At 45.3% G+C, this 15,790-nt stretch carries 10 protein-coding genes and 1 rRNA gene; 5 read left to right on the top strand and 6 right to left on the bottom strand.

The window, feature by feature from the left end:
- Positions 1-72 precede the first annotated feature (72 nt).
- Positions 73-1,395 (top strand): TIGR01777 family oxidoreductase, encoded by a 1,323-nt coding sequence (locus tag CS948_RS01855; protein WP_099290062.1) that lies wholly within the window; start codon positions 73-75, stop codon positions 1,393-1,395.
- Positions 1,396-1,538: 143 nt separating this feature from the next.
- On the opposite strand, the gene nifJ is transcribed toward CS948_RS01855, so the two are convergent.
- The 5 genes from nifJ to CS948_RS01830 form a co-directional block, all read right to left on the bottom strand.
- Positions 1,539-5,075: a pyruvate:ferredoxin (flavodoxin) oxidoreductase gene (nifJ, locus tag CS948_RS01850; RefSeq protein WP_099290385.1), complete on the bottom strand. Its 3,537-nt coding sequence runs from the start codon at positions 5,073-5,075 to the stop codon at positions 1,539-1,541.
- 55 nt (positions 5,076-5,130) lie between these two features.
- Entirely contained in the window at positions 5,131-6,306 is a 1,176-nt protein-coding gene (locus CS948_RS01845) for an AAA family ATPase (protein WP_099290061.1), read from the bottom strand.
- A gap of 141 nt (positions 6,307-6,447) precedes the next feature.
- Positions 6,448-8,448 carry a transcription termination factor Rho gene (gene rho, locus CS948_RS01840; RefSeq protein WP_099290060.1) on the bottom strand — a complete coding sequence of 667 codons (2,001 nt, stop codon included), beginning with the start codon at positions 8,446-8,448 and terminating at the stop codon, positions 6,448-6,450.
- A gap of 130 nt (positions 8,449-8,578) precedes the next feature.
- Positions 8,579-9,205, bottom strand: a complete 627-nt coding sequence (rsmG, locus tag CS948_RS01835; RefSeq protein ID WP_099290059.1) for a 16S rRNA (guanine(527)-N(7))-methyltransferase RsmG — start codon at positions 9,203-9,205, stop codon at positions 8,579-8,581.
- Complete coding sequence (locus CS948_RS01830) at positions 9,192-10,196, bottom strand: lysylphosphatidylglycerol synthase transmembrane domain-containing protein (protein ID WP_099290058.1); 1,005 nt, start codon at positions 10,194-10,196, stop codon at positions 9,192-9,194. Before CS948_RS01830 ends, rsmG begins: the two co-directional genes overlap by 14 nt.
- 130 nt (positions 10,197-10,326) lie before the next feature.
- Between CS948_RS01830 and rsmA the strand changes: the two genes are divergently transcribed.
- The 4 genes from rsmA (at position 10,327) to CS948_RS01810 (ending at position 15,385) form a co-directional block, all read left to right on the top strand.
- Complete coding sequence (gene rsmA, locus CS948_RS01825; RefSeq protein WP_099290057.1) at positions 10,327-11,115, top strand: 16S rRNA (adenine(1518)-N(6)/adenine(1519)-N(6))-dimethyltransferase RsmA; 789 nt, start codon at positions 10,327-10,329, stop codon at positions 11,113-11,115.
- Between the two features lie 28 nt (positions 11,116-11,143).
- Positions 11,144-12,511, top strand: a complete 1,368-nt coding sequence (mgtE, locus tag CS948_RS01820) for a magnesium transporter (protein WP_099290056.1) — start codon at positions 11,144-11,146, stop codon at positions 12,509-12,511.
- A 137-nt stretch (positions 12,512-12,648) separates the two neighbouring features.
- Entirely contained in the window at positions 12,649-13,956 is a 1,308-nt protein-coding gene (locus tag CS948_RS01815; protein WP_099290055.1) for an acetyl-CoA hydrolase/transferase family protein, read from the top strand.
- A 79-nt stretch (positions 13,957-14,035) separates the two neighbouring features.
- On the top strand, positions 14,036-15,385 hold the full coding sequence (locus CS948_RS01810; RefSeq protein ID WP_099290054.1) for a deoxyguanosinetriphosphate triphosphohydrolase: 1,350 nt from the start codon (positions 14,036-14,038) through the stop codon (positions 15,383-15,385).
- 287 nt (positions 15,386-15,672) lie between these two features.
- On the opposite strand, the gene rrf is transcribed toward CS948_RS01810, so the two are convergent.
- A 5S ribosomal RNA gene (gene rrf / locus CS948_RS01805) occupies positions 15,673-15,783 on the bottom strand.
- Between the last annotated feature and the right edge of the window lie 7 nt (positions 15,784-15,790).

Genomic DNA, 15,790 nt, shown 5'->3' with positions numbered 1-15,790 from the left:
TTATCCTTTCAAAGCAACTTTCCATTATCAAAATACGTTTTCATATCATACATTAACAACAATTCACGGGATATGAATATAGCGATCAGCGGAGCCAGCGGTTTTATTGGCACACACCTCACGAACTCACTATCAGAAGCGGGGTACGAGATTGTCCCCTTGGACAGGTCATTCTTTCAAGAAAAAAAGTTCGAACAACTGGTACAAACACTTTCACGCTGTGATGTAATTATCAACTTGGCGGGAGCTCCCGTCAATAAACGTTGGAGCGCCTCGTACAAGCAAGAATTACAGGATAGCCGTATCTGGGTGACACGGAGTATCACGAGAGCCTTAAACGCCGCTCCCCGTAAACCCGAATTGATGATCTCGGCATCCGCCGTAGGATATTACCCGACAGAGGGAACACACGACGAATACACGGGCAGACGGGGAAACGGTTTCCTGCCGGAACTTTGCGAGGCGTGGGAACAGGAAGCCCGGCATTGTCCCCCGGCAACAAGGTTGGTCATTACCCGTTTCGGCATCGTCCTTTCACCGGACGGGGGAGCCATGCGGCAGATGTTACTCCCCTTGAAAATGAAACTCGCCGCAGTCATCGCACCGGGGACACAACCTTTCCCGTGGATCAGTATCCATGATTTGTGCCGGGCGATGCAATTCATTATCGGGAATAAATCGATAGAAGGCGTTGTCAATCTCGTGTCACCGGGAAGACTCACGCAACATGCCTTCACCCGTGCCGTGGCAAAAGCCTGCCACGCTTGGGGTACTGTGACCATTCCCCGCTTCTGCTTCCGCACGCTGTATGGCGAGGGAGCCGCATTTCTCACCACGGGGCAAGACGTGAAACCCACCCGCTTAACTGAATTCGGGTTCCGCTTCACCGATGCCACGATAGAGCAATTCCTGCGACAAACAGACCACGCCACGATCGGCCAACTCGACTTGTCCCGTTACATGGGACGCTGGTACGAGATCGCCCGCTTTGATCACCTATTTGAACGAGGGCTTTCCAACGTGACGGCAACCTACACGCTACTCCCCGACGGAAAAGTGCGGGTAGAAAATGCCGGGTACCAAACGGGTAAAAACGGCAACGACCATTTCAAACGTGCCGTCGGACGAGCCAAAATGCCCGATACCACACAACCGGGCAAACTAAAAGTCGCATTCTTCCTCTGGTTCTACGCCGATTATTACATCCTCGAACTGGATAAAGCAGGATACAAATACGCGCTCATCGGCAGCAGTTCCGACAAATATTTGTGGATACTCAGCCGAACACCCAGTTTACCCGACGAGATAAAAGAAACATTACTCGCCAATGCCACATACCGCGGGTACGACACAAGCAATCTGTTATGGACAGACCAAAGCAAACACATATCCTAGCACTCCCCCGCAAAGCCAATCAAGCAGGAAAAGATATTTATACTTTTTAATGTTCACTTTTTTTGATTAAATTCTCCGTTCGCATATAATAAAAACGAGGTCACTCGAAAGTAACCTCGTTTTCGCTATAATAATTGTGAATATTATTCGCCGTATTTCATCTCGGCACGACGCTTGTAGCCATCCAGTTTCCACTTGGCATCCTGTTGTGTTTTAGCGAACAGTGCCTCTGCTTCTTCCGGTGCAGCTTTAGCCAACGAGTTGAAACGAACTTCACCCATCAGGAAGTCGCGGAATTTAGAGTAATCCGGTTCCTTGGAATCCAATTGGAACGGGTTCTTACCCTCTTCCTCCAACATCGGGTTGTAACGGTACAACTGCCAGTACCCGCATTCTACAGCCTTCTTCTCCTCAGCTTGGGATTTACCCATGCTTGCTTTCAGACCGTGATTGATACACGGCGCATAAGCGATAATCAAAGACGGTCCGTCATACGCTTCAGCTTCTTTCAACGCTTTCAGGTATTGAGCCTGATTTGCACCCATGGCAACTTGTGCCACGTAAACATAGCCATAAGACATAGCCATAGCACCCAAGTCTTTCTTGCGTACGCGTTTACCGCTGGCAGCAAATTTAGCCACAGCACCCACGGGGGTTGACTTGGATGATTGACCTCCGGTGTTAGAATAAACTTCCGTATCGACAACCAACACATTAACGTTGTGACCGCTTGCCAACACGTGGTCCAAACCACCGTAACCGATATCATAAGCCCAACCGTCACCACCGAATATCCATTGAGATTTCTTCGGGAAGTAAGGTTTCAACGTCATGATCTCTTTAGCGGCAGCGGAAGTTTCTTTTGCCAGAGCGGCAGACATCTTGTCGCTGGTAGCCAAAGTCTTGTCACCATCCTCGTAAGCAGCAATCCACTCGTTGATAGCGGCTTGCGTGTCAGCGGAGAAGGTTGACAAATTCTCTTCCAACAATCTCTTGGCACGGTCGCGCAGGCGATTAGCACCTTCAGCCATACCAAATCCGTATTCCGCGTTATCCTCGAACAGGGAGTTAGCCCAAGCCACACCGCGTCCGGAAACGTAGTTTTTGCAATACGGGGTTGACGGGGCAGAACCACCATAGATAGAAGTACATCCCGTAGCGTTAGCCACCATCATCCGTTCTCCGAATAATTGAGTGATTAACTTGATATAAGGAGTTTCACCACAACCTGCACAAGCCCCGGAGAACTCGAATAACGGTTGTTGGAATTGAGAATTCTTCACGTTGTTAGGCTCAACAACTTGTTTGTAACCAACCTTCTCGTCCATGTACTTGAAACGAGCAATCTCGGCTTCTTGAGATTCAAGCGGCTTCATGATAAGCGCTTTCTCCTTCGCGGGACAAACATCGGCACAGTTACCGCAACCCGTACAGTCTAACGGGGATACTTGAATCTTGAATTTGTAACCGGCAAGTTCTTTACCGATAGCGGGCTTCGTTTCCGTTCCGGCAGGAGCGGCAGCCAACTCTGCATCAGTCAACAAGAACGGACGGATAGCAGCGTGAGGACAAACGTAAGCACATTGATTACACTGAATACAATTGTTTACTTGCCATTCCGGCACGTTGATAGCGATACCGCGTTTCTCGAATTTGGAAGTTCCGGCAGGGAATGAACCGTCTTCACGTCCCACGAAAGCACTCACGGGAAGGTCATCACCCTTTTGAGCGTTCATCACGTCAACCACGTTGCGGATAAATTCCGGACGGTTGGCATCGGGAGCGCAATTTTCATCTTTCAAGTTTTTCCATTCAGCGGGCACGTTCACTTTCACCACGTTGGTATCAATACCTCCGGCATCAACAGCAGCATAGTTCATCTTCACGATAGCCTCTCCTTTTTTGCCGTATGACTTGTCGATAGCTTTCTTCATCTCGTTGACAGCCAAATCATAAGGAATCACGTTCGTGATCTTGAAGAAGGCAGACTGCATAATCGTGTTGGTACGGTTACCCAAACCTAACGCCTGACCAATTTTTGTTCCGTTGATGATATAGAAATTGATTTCGTTTTCTGCCAAATAACGTTTCATGTGATTCGGCAAGTGATTGGCAACCTCGTTCTCATCCCAAAGAGAGTTCAACAAGAAAGAACCGCCTTTCTTCAATCCTTTCAACACATCATACATATGAATATACGCAGGCACATGGCAAGCCACGAAGTCCGGCGTGGTAATCAAATACGTGGAACGGATAGGCTCGTCACCGAAACGCAAGTGAGAAGCGGTGAAACCACCTGACTTCTTGGAGTCGTAAGCGAAATAAGCCTGACAATATTTATTGGTAGCACCACCAATAATCTTGATAGAGTTCTTGTTGGCACCTACCGTACCATCAGAACCCAAACCGTAGAATTTAGCCTCGTACATGGCATCGGAGTTCACTTTCACTTCCGGCTCAACAGGCAAAGAGTGGAAAGTAACATCGTCCACGATACCCATGGTGAAATTATTCTTCGGCTCGTTCATCGCCAAGTTCTTGTAAACACCGATAATTTGTCCCGGGGTTACATCCTTGGAACCTAAACCGTAACGACCGCCAACGATCACCGGGGCATTCTCCTTACCGTAGAACACCTCTTTCACGTCAAGATACAACGGGTCGCCGTTAGCTCCCGGCTCTTTCGTGCGGTCGAGCACAGCGATACGTTTTACAGAAGCGGGTATCGCTTCCATGAAATATTTAGCAGAGAACGGACGATACAAGTGAACGGCAACCATACCCACTTTCTCTCCTTGCGCCACCTTGTAGTCGATCACCTCACGAATCGTTTCGGTTACCGAACCCATGGCAATGATGATGTTCTCGGCATCCTTTGCACCATAGTACACAAACGGGCGATAAGTGCGTCCTGTAATCTTGGACATTTCATCCATATAATGAGCCACTACATCCGGTACTGCATCATAGAATTTATTAGCAGCTTCACGTCCTTGGAAATATACATCCGGGTTTTGAGCCGTACCCTTTGTTTCAGGATGTTCCGAGTTTTGAGCACGGTCACGGAATGCTTGTAAAGCTTCCATATCCACAAGACCGCGGATTTCTTCCATATCAATCTCCTCGATCTTTTGAATCTCGTGAGAAGTACGGAATCCGTCAAAGAAGTTCACGAAAGGAACTCTCGATTTGATAGCGGTCAAATGAGACACGGCAGAAAGATCCATTACCTCTTGTACAGAGCCGGATGCCAACATAGCGAATCCGGTTTGACGAGCAGCGTAAACGTCTGCGTGGTCGCCGAAAATAGAAAGTGCATGAGCGGCCAAAGCACGAGCACTAACGTGGAAAACGCAAGGAAGTAACTCACCCGCGATCTTGTACATGTTCGGGATCATCAACAACAAACCTTGTGATGCCGTGTAAGTCGTGGTCAAAGCACCAGCTTGCAATGAACCGTGAACAGCTCCTGCCGCACCGGCTTCCGATTGCATTTCAACTACACGAACAGTTTCACCGAACAGGTTCTTCCGACCTTTCGCTGCCCACTCGTCAACATACTCTGCCATCGGGGACGACGGAGTAATAGGATAGATACACGATACTTCGCTGAACATGTAAGCTACATGAGCAGCGGCCGCGTTACCATCGCATGTGATAAATTTCTTTTCTTTTGCCATTTTTTTAAACATTAACTAACAATAGTTGATCACTCTATTTATTCTTCATTTTCTCTCAATACACGAAACCGGCAAGCCACAAGGGTATAATATTTTTCTCACCCTTTTCGATCATATCGGTCATCAGAATCACTGAATCCCGGACCCGCCCTTTATCGTCCGACTGCCGCACGGAAACCTCATATTTCCGGTTCACGAGCAAATCCTCGTTTCCGGAATAATGTAATCTCGCCACGGCACACAACTGACTCGCTAAAAAAGTCTTCCGAATCATCAGCGCATCCGTATTATCCAGACAAACCGCGTTCAGCAGATTCGGATTATGCAGAAACACCTGATTCGGTTTCAACCCGTTCTCATCATCACTTTCCTTGTCAAACAACAACGTCAACAACCGTGCGTTCTTCATGTAATGCAGGTAGTTCAACACCGTTGCACGGGAAACTCCGATCCGGGCACTCAACTTGCTGATATTTATATTACTGTTACCGTTCGCCACGATATAAAGCAATTGTTTCAGCTTCGTCAAATACTTCAACTCGATCTGATTATTGTACGGGATATCAAACTCCAATGTTAAATTGATATTCTTCAGTAAATAATCAATATGTGATTTCTCCTCCAAATATATGGGATAATAACCATATTTCAAATAGTTATTAAAAAAAGCTAACGGACGAACCTTTTCCAAGATATCGTCCACGATCTCCTCGTGGCGTTCCACGATTTCCTCGAAAGAATAGACCGGGAACTTGTGTCCCGTTTCCAATTCCAAAAACTCCCGGAAAGACAACCCGCTCAAGTTGTACATCTCCACAATGCCTTGAAGGTATTTATTTGACTTTACTCTTAATATGGAAGAAACGGTGAATACAATCTGCAATTCCGGGAAACGGTCGTAAGCCTCGCGTAACTCTTTATCCCAGTTCGGGTACTTGTGTATCTGATCCAACAACAATACCTTCCCCCCGAGTTTGTAAAAACGTTCCGCGAAATTGTACAATCCCTCCATCGCGAAGAATAAATTATTGATATTCACGTACAGGCAAGAGGGATCATCCTTGTAATGCTCTTTGCAAAAATCCAACAGGAAATTAGTCTTACCCACGCCCCGGCTTCCCTTTATCGCAATCAATCGGGCACGATTATCTATCGTATCCAACAATCCGCGCCGAATTGCCGACGTTCTTTCTTTCATCAGAATCTTATGCGTGTTACGTAAGCTCTCCATTTTTCTATTCTTTTGCAACGCAAAGGTAATAAAAAAAGCCGGATTTTGTAATCCACATGTTGCAAAACATACAAAAAGCGGGTTAAGTAATCCTTAACCCGCTTTTCTATGTTATATACTATAGAATTTCCCTGAATCCTATTATTTGTCATTCATGGAAATCAGGAACTCTTCGTTCGACCGAGTTTTCTCCAAACGATCTTTCACGAACTGCATAGCTTCCACTGAATTCATATCAGTCAGATAGTTACGCAATATCCAGATCCGGTTCAACGTGTAGTCTTCCAACAACAGATCATCACGACGCGTACTGGAAGCCGTGAGGTCTACAGCCGGGTATATACGACGGTTGGATAACTTGCGATCCAACTGCAACTCCATGTTTCCCGTTCCCTTGAATTCCTCGAAAATCACGTCATCCATCTTCGAACCGGTATCCGTCAAAGCCGTTGCCAGAATCGTCAAAGAACCACCGTTTTCGATATTACGCGCGGCACCGAAGAAACGTTTCGGCTTGTGCAGGGCGTTGGCATCCACACCACCGGAAAGAACCTTACCGGACGCGGGAGATACTGTATTATAAGCACGCGCCAGACGAGTGATAGAATCCAAAAGGATTACCACGTCATGTCCGCACTCTACCATTCTCTTCGCTTTCTCCAACACGATATTAGCCACTTTCACGTGACGTTCCGCCGGCTCGTCGAAAGTAGAAGCAATCACCTCTGCCTTCACGCTGCGAGCCATATCGGTAACCTCCTCCGGGCGTTCGTCAATCAAAAGGATAATCAGATACACTTCCGGGTGGTTAGCTGAAATAGCGTTGGCAATTTCTTTCAACAACATCGTCTTACCCGTCTTGGGCTGAGCCACGATCAATCCGCGCTGACCTTTACCGATCGGGGCAAACATATCCACCACGCGGGTAGAGATAGTTGCACGTCCGCTTCCGGTCAAGTTGAACTTCTCGTTCGGGAAAAGCGGTGTCAAGTGATCAAAAGGAATCCGGTCACGAACGGCATCCGGAGTCCTGCCGTTAATCTTGGAAACTTTAATCAAAGGAAAATACTTCTCTCCTTCTTTCGGGGGACGTACCGTACCCTCGACCGTGTCACCCGTTGCCAAACCGAACAACTTGATTTGGCTCTGAGACACGTAAATATCATCCGGTGAATTCAAGTAATTATAATCAGACGATCTCAAAAAACCGTACCCGTCGGGCATGATTTCCAACACCCCGGAATTTAAGATAATCCCCTCGAACTCGTAATATTTATCGCGCTTGTCAAAACGCATTTTGTTACTTGTACTTTCTCTTCTATCTTCATTTTCCGGGGAAGCATTGTCATAGCCTTCATTGCCGTATTCATCTCTGGCAGGCATAAATTCTTTCCCCTCCGACTCCTCAAAGTTCGCCTCGTCTTCATCTTGACGAATGGCATCCTCGTCACGTTCAACGCGTTTGCGTTTAATAAATTTAGGACGTACTCTTTCCCCTTGCTCTTCTTTCGGTTTCTCCCCTGTACTTTCTTCTTTTTTCTCTTCCCCCTGTACAGCGGCGTCCTTATTATCTTGTTTCTTATTTATCCGTTTCTCGAAGAACTTACGCTCTTGTTTTTGAACAACCGGCTCACGTTTCGCTTCGACAACTTCCTCACTTTTCACCTCGGCTGCTTTTTCCGGCTGTACCTCGGCTTTCTTCTCAACCACAATCCCGCTCTCCGTGCGACTCAAAACCAAATCCTGATCCAGAATATCACTATGTACGACATTAATCGGCTGAGCCTCTTCCTTCACCTTCACGCGTTCCTTCTTTTCGGGTTGCTTCTTTTCCTCTTCTTTTGGAGGTTGCTCCTGCTTGTCTTCTACCTTTTTGTTATCCTTATTCTTGTTGAATTTAGGTAGCCCGCCTTTAGAATCTCCCACTTTTTCGGCACCACCTCTTATGACACGCACACGAGGTTTTTTCTCTTTCGCTTCCACCGGAGCCGTTTCCTCTGTAGCCACCATAGCCTGCTGGTCCAGAATTTTGTATATTAATTCTTTCTTTTTATAGGATTCAATCCTTTTAACATTCAGTTCCTTTGCTATTTGGCGCAATTCTGAAAGTAACTTTTCATTCAGTTCTAAAATATCATACATAGAGTATCGTTATATTTGGATTATTTCTTTTTCAGTAAGTAAAAATCACTCGGCATGAACCAAGTGGAAATGTAAACTGCGACAAATTTATAAAGAATTCTTCTTACTCACAAATTGTTAGTAAAAAAAATTATTTCATATATTTCATATAAATAACCTTCTTGGTCTCAAAAAATTCTTCTTCAAAAAAATCCGGGATATTATACACGGTAATCCGCTCCCTAAAATCCTGTATTTCTTCCTCGAAATCTCCCCCTTTCAAATAAATAATCCCGTTAGGGAGATCATTGAAACTCTCCTTCAAAAGACGTTTTCTCGTCAACGCCACGAACGCCGGGAAAGCTGTCACCGCACGACTGACAATAAAATCAAACTTCTCGCTCATACTCTCCACCCGCACCTGCTCTGCCGTCACATTCTTTAATCCTAATGCAACGGCAACCTCGTTGACCACTTTTATCTTTTTCCCGATAGAATCCACCAAATGGAAATGAACCTCCGGAAATAAAATAGCCAAAGGAATGCCCGGGAAGCCTCCTCCGGTACCGACATCCAGCACCCGCGTTCCGGGCTTGAATGAAATCACTTTCGCGATAGCCAAAGAGTGCAACACGTGATGAATCTCCAGCGCATCAATATCCTTCCTCGAAACCACGTTGATTTTCTCGTTCCACTCCCGGTAGAGTCCTTCCAACCGGTTAAACTGTTTTATCTGTATCTCGTTCAGTCCGGTAAAATACTTCTCAATCATTCCTATTATTTCTATTATATATCGGTAATACCAGCAAACAAATCACCCCGACTACGATGTATAAAAGCGTCATCGTGCCATGCGTCAGCAAAGCGAAAGTCTTCGTCATACTCTCGATTCCCTCCGTGTGCGGCAAATAAATCATCAAGGCGGCAATCACCATGAAATGCCATGCTCCCACGCCTCCCTGCACCGGGGCAACCATCCCGTAACTCGAAAGCACGAAAACAGTCAATCCCACCAAGGGACCTAACCCGGATGTAAATTTGAAACAGAAGAAACAAACATACAACATCAAGTAATACATCAACCAAATGAAAATCGTATATCCTATAAACAACCATTTATGCTCGACATCTTTCACGGTCAGCAAACCTTCTTTCAATCCCGTCATAAAATGATGCAACCGGGTAAAGAAAGAGCCTTTTCTCAAAAACCAGATAAACCCGATCAACCCCAGCACCAACAGCACCAATATTCCCCATGTCACGGGAGAAGAAAACATCCCGTATAACTTTTCTTTAATATCCTCATTATTATCGAGGAATATGCCGACCTGTTTAAACTGAGTCACCACGACAATCAACGTGAGCAACAACAACATGATCATATCGAAAACCCGCTCGGTCACCACCGTTCCCAGCAATTTTGAAAAAGGCACATTCTCGTATTTACTCACCACCCCGCACCGGGTAAGTTCTCCCATACGCGGTATCGCCAGATTGGCAAAGTAACCGATCATCACCCCCATGAAACTATTCATGAACGATATTTTATACCCCATTGATTTTGTAAGCATCTGCCAACGCAAAGAACGACTTATATGACTAAGCATTCCCAACCCGATAGCAACCCAAATCCACGTGTAATTCACATCTTCCCGCAACGCCTTCATCAACTCGGCAGGATCCTGATCCCGGTACACAAGCCAAAATAAAACGACCGTCACGCACAAGAATGCAAAAAATTTTATAATCTGTTTATAAAACGGCTTCATTCAAAAAATTTAGTCAAGATTGACATTCCAATAATTTTCACAACTCAAAATAAAACCTTTATTTTGTAAGCTGGATGCAAAAGTAAATAAATAATTGGAAGTTTAACCCATAACACCCTGATTTCATTCTATGAGTATTGTTCGTGCAAAAAAACATCTGGGACAACATTTTCTGAAAGACCAGAATATAGCCCGTAAAATCACGGAAAGTTTATTACCCGTAACCAAAGGGGTACTGGAAATAGGTCCGGGTATGGGGGTACTCACTCGCCACCTGTTCGCCGATGCCGACTTCACCGTGCTGGCAATCGACATCGACCGGGAATCCATCGACTATCTACACGAGGAATTGCCCGAACACAAACAGCATATCATATACGGCGACTTTCTGAAATCGGATATTCGGACTTTCTACCAAGAACCGTTTTCCGTGATCGGGAATTTGCCTTATAACATATCTTCTCAAATCTTTTTCAAAATTCTCGAGAACCGGGAACTTATCCCCCAAGTGGTATGCATGATCCAAAAAGAAGTGGCGGAACGTATCAGTGCCCCCCACGGCAACAAAACATACGGCATACTCAGCGTATTCCTGCAAACATTCTACGACATTGAATACCTGTTCACCGTGGGGGAACAAGTGTTCGACCCGCCTCCAAAAGTAAAATCGGCCGTTATTCGACTGATTCGCAATAAAAGGGAAAAACTGGATTGTGACGAGAAGCTATTTTTCAATGTCGTGAAAACTGGGTTTAACCAACGCCGCAAAACCTTACGCAACTCGTTAAAACCGATAATTTCACCCGATTTCACGTCAGAAAGATTATCTTTGCGTCCGGAACAGCTTAGCGTGGATGACTTTATTGTTCTATGCAAAGAAATTGAAACGTTTAATAATTTAAAAGCCTCTGAAAAATAGGTTTTTAAACTTCTAAATACAGTAGAATATGCAACAGTTTGAACTCTCTGAAGAATTTGTTTCCCATTTGGAGAAACTCATTCAAGCCAATAACAAGGAAGACGTCGCCAAACTGGTAGAACCGTTACACCCGGCAGATATTGCAGAAATTATAGAGGAACTGGACACCGAAGAAGCCCAATACCTGTTTCTACTGTTAGATGAAGAGAAAGCCGGAGACGTACTCGCCGAGATCGAGGAAGACGAACGGCAACGCTTCATTGATTCGTTCCCTCCCGAGGTAATCGCGAAACGTTTCGTTGACAACATGGACTCGGATGATGCAGCCGACCTTGTCGGTAGTATGCCCAACGAGCAGCAACAAGAAGTACTTTCCCACATGGAAGACCTTGAACAAGCCGGCGACATCGTGGACTTGTTGCATTATGACGAGGACTCTGCCGGCGGACTTATGGGAAAAGAGCTTGTCAAAGTCAACGAAAACTGGACCGTCCTTACCTGCCTGCGCGAACTCAGTCGGCAAGCCGAAAATCTGGACGAAATATTCTACATATACGTGGTGGATGATGACAACATCCTCAAGGGAAGATTATCTTTAAAGAAAATGATCCTGACCCCCACCTCCACGAAAATAAAAAATATCTATAACCCGGACGTCACTTACGTGACGACAGACGAATCCGCCGAATCCGTGGGACGCATCATGCAGAAATACGACTTGGTCGCCATTCCCGTTGTCGACTCCATCGGACGATTAGTAGGACGTATCACGATTGACGACGTGGTAGACGTCATCCGCGAGGAAGCCGAAAAAGATTACCAGATGATGTCCGGTATCAGTCAGGACGTGGAATCTTCCGACACGGTTTGGGATCAAACCAAAGCCCGTCTTCCGTGGTTAATTATCGGGCTATTCGGGGGAATGTTAGCGGCATACATGATCTCTTTCTACGAGGCGGATATCGCCCTATTTCCTGCCACGGCAATGTTTATTCCCGTCATTACCGCCATGGGCGGAAACGTGGGTATACAATCCTCGGCTATCGTGGTAAAGGGACTTGCCTCCAATTCATTCAACACGAAAAATATCTTTCAAAGTATCACGAAAGAAATATCGTGTGCCACTATCAACGCCTGTATCTGCTCCTCGATCATCTTCATATTATCCCTCTTTTTCAACTTGAACTCCTACGCGATGCCAATCACGGTAACCATATCCTTATTCATCGTGATCATGTTCGCATCCATATTCGGAACCGCATTTCCTCTATTGCTCAACAAAATGAAAATCGACCCCGCGCTGGCAACCGGACCGTTTATCACACTGACAAATGATATTATCGGACTGAACATCTACCTTTTCACCGGAAAAGCCATTCTGGGGTGGCTAATGTGACGATTCCACAACGCCCGAATTTGGCAGCTAATAATTACGGAAAAAATTGTTTAATTAAAAGAGTGTTGCTAACTTGCGACGTTTTTTAAACGAGAAAGCTATTATTAAATCATAAGAATAGAATAAAATAAATTACTATGTATCAGGGAATAAAAACAGTGTCATTTGACGAGGCTGTAAAAGTAGTAAAATCCAACGATCGGATTCACATTCACAGCGTGGCTTGTGCCCCCCAAGGTCTAATTCAAGCACTTTGCAAAAGAGGTCGTGCCGGCGAATTAAAAAACGTGAGAATACAACACCTGCACACCGAGGGTAGCGCCCCTTACGCGGAGGGAGAATTCGAGGGTGTATTCTGTTTGGAGTCTTATTTCGTGGGCGGTAACGTGCGTAAACCCACCCAAGAAGGATACGCTGATTATGTACCTGTTCACTTGAGCGAAACTCAAAAATTAATCAGAAGCGGCATTCACCCGGTGGATGTTGTTATGATTCAAGTTTGTCCTCCCGACAAACACGGCTTTGTATCCATGGGTACCTCCGTGGACGCCACGTTAGCCGCCGTACAGAATGCGAAAACGGTTATTGGCGTCATCAACCCGAATGTTCCCAGAGCATGGGGAGATGCCATCATCAGATTATCTGACATTGACATCTTCTGCGAAGACAACACTCCGCTAATCGAGGCTCACCCGTCAGTTTTAACCGAGCAAGATATCGCTATCGGTAAAAACGTGGCTACCCTAATCGAGGACGGGGCTACCCTGCAAATGGGTATCGGTGCCATTCCGAACGCAGTACTTTCACAATTGGGAAACCACAAAAACTTGGGTATCCACACGGAGATGTTCGCAGACGGAGTATTACCGTTATACGAAAAAGGCGTTGTAAACAACATGAACAAGAAATTCGATAAAGGTAAAATCGTTTCTACCTTCCTCATGGGATCAAAACGAGTGTACGACTTTATTGATGACAACCCGGGAGTTGCCATGATGGACGTGGGCTACACGAATGATCCGTTCATCATTGCTCAACAACCGAAAATGACGGCTATTAACTCTGCACTTTCCGTTGACATCACCGGACAAGTAAATGCCGATTCACTCGGAACCAAATTCTACAGCGGTAGCGGCGGCCAGTTGGATTTCATCCGCGGTGCGGCAGCCAGCGAAGGTGGTAAACCCATCATTGCCCTTCCCGCCGTAACCAACAAAGGTGTTAGCAAAATCTGCCCGACACTGTTGAATGGAGCCGGAGTCGTTACCACTCGTTTCGACGTACACTACATCGTAACGGAATTCGGTATTGCGGACCTTTACGGCAAAACACTCCAAGACAGAGCGAAAGCACTTATAAACATCGCTCACCCGGATCACAGAGAGTCGCTTGACAAAGCAGCATTCGAAAGATTTGGTAGTCACTACCACTTCATTTCAAAATAAGAACAATAAAGAGGAAGCCGGTTGCTTCCTCTTTTTTTTATTACTACATTTGTGTGACACAAATAAACTGGCAACCACTATGATGGATTGGAATAAATTATTATCGTCAAGACGCTATCAACCGGGAAACACTATCACGATGTTTCATTCACACGATCGTTCACAATTTCAAAGAGATTACGATCGTTTGATATTCTCATCCCCCTTTCGTCGTTTACAAAACAAGACACAAGTATTTCCCCTCCCGGGAAATATATTCGTGCACAACCGTTTGACTCATAGTCTTGAAGTTGCCAGCGTGGGACGTTCACTAGGTAATAAGATAGCTCAATTTGTCAAAACCAAAGAAATTCTGGAACACCCGGAAATATTGGAAGAAATCGGAACAATCGTGAGTACGGCATGTCTCGCCCACGATTTAGGAAATCCACCTTTCGGACATTCGGGCGAAGAAGCCATATCTTATTTTTTCATCGAAGGCGAAGGACAATACCTCAAAAAACTATTGACTGACGAAGAATGGGCTGACATCAGTCACTTTGAAGGAAATGCAAACGCATTCCGTCTATTGACTCACAGTTTCAACGGAAGACGCCCGGGGGGATATACCATGACTTTCACCACCCTCGCTTCCATCGTTAAATATCCTTTTGAATCCAAAGCCTCCCTCAAGGGACATAAATACGGTTTCTTCCAAAGTGAAAAGGAAATTTACAAAGAAGTAGCCGAAGAACTCGGAATTATCCAATTAAGCGAAAAACCGCTGCAATACGTCCGCCATCCATTAGTCTATCTCGTGGAAGCCGCGGATGATATTTGTTATCAAATCATGGATATCGAAGATTCCCACAAACTGAAAATCCTATCGTATGAAGAGACAACAAAAATTCTACTCAATTTCTACGATAAAGAAGCAGACAAAGAAGACTTGAAAACCATTGCGCGTACCTTCAAAATTGTAACGGACAAGAATGAATATATCGCCTTCTTACGAGCCGGGATCATCAATAAATTAATCAACGCCTGTGCCGACATCTTTTGCCAGAACTACGAGGCAATCATGAACGGTACATTCAAGGGCAGCTTAATAAGCCATCTTAGTGGTACTAACAAAATAGCTTACGAAGCTTGTACGGAAGTGGCATATTCTCGGATTTATCACACGAACATCGTCACCCAAATACAGATTGCCGGTTTCAAAATACTCGCGACCATACTAAAAGAATACATTGATGCCGTTCTAAAACCGGAAACTTATTATGCCCGCAATATCCTTTCCGTTATGCCGGAACAATACAAAGTACATAAAGACGACTCCATATACACGAAAATACAAACCGTAACGGATTACGTTTCCGGTATGACAGACTCCTATGCCTTAAACCTATATCGAAAAATAAAAGGCATAGAACTACCCGAAATCAGGTAAAACAATTGAAAATAGAGAAATATCTTCCGAAGCAAGATAGTATTCCACCTCATCCTCTGTTTATAGAGGAGGTGGCACGAAGTGCCGGAGGAGTTTGTTGATTTTAAATCGAGAGATTTTGATTAAATACCTCTCGTCATATAAGCGACGCTTCGTTAATCATTAAATCTAAAATTAAAGAACTCCCTCCCCCCTCCGGGGTACTCCCTCTATAAACAGAGGGAGAGCTAAAATACTATTTACACCATAAAAAAAGAGCGACTCTTTTCAGAATCGCTCTTCTCTAAATCTGGCATCGACCTACTCTCCCACCTCTCGGCAGTACCATCGGCGCTAACGGGCTTAACTTCTCTGTTCGGGATGGGAAGAGGTGGATCACCGTCGCTATAGACACCGTTTAATAAA

Source organism: Butyricimonas sp. Marseille-P3923, from assembly GCF_900184685.1.
GTDB classification, from domain to species: domain Bacteria; phylum Bacteroidota; class Bacteroidia; order Bacteroidales; family Marinifilaceae; genus Butyricimonas; species Butyricimonas muris.
Note: the sequence above shows the minus strand (reverse complement) of the source record. Positions and strands in the feature narration are given on the sequence as shown.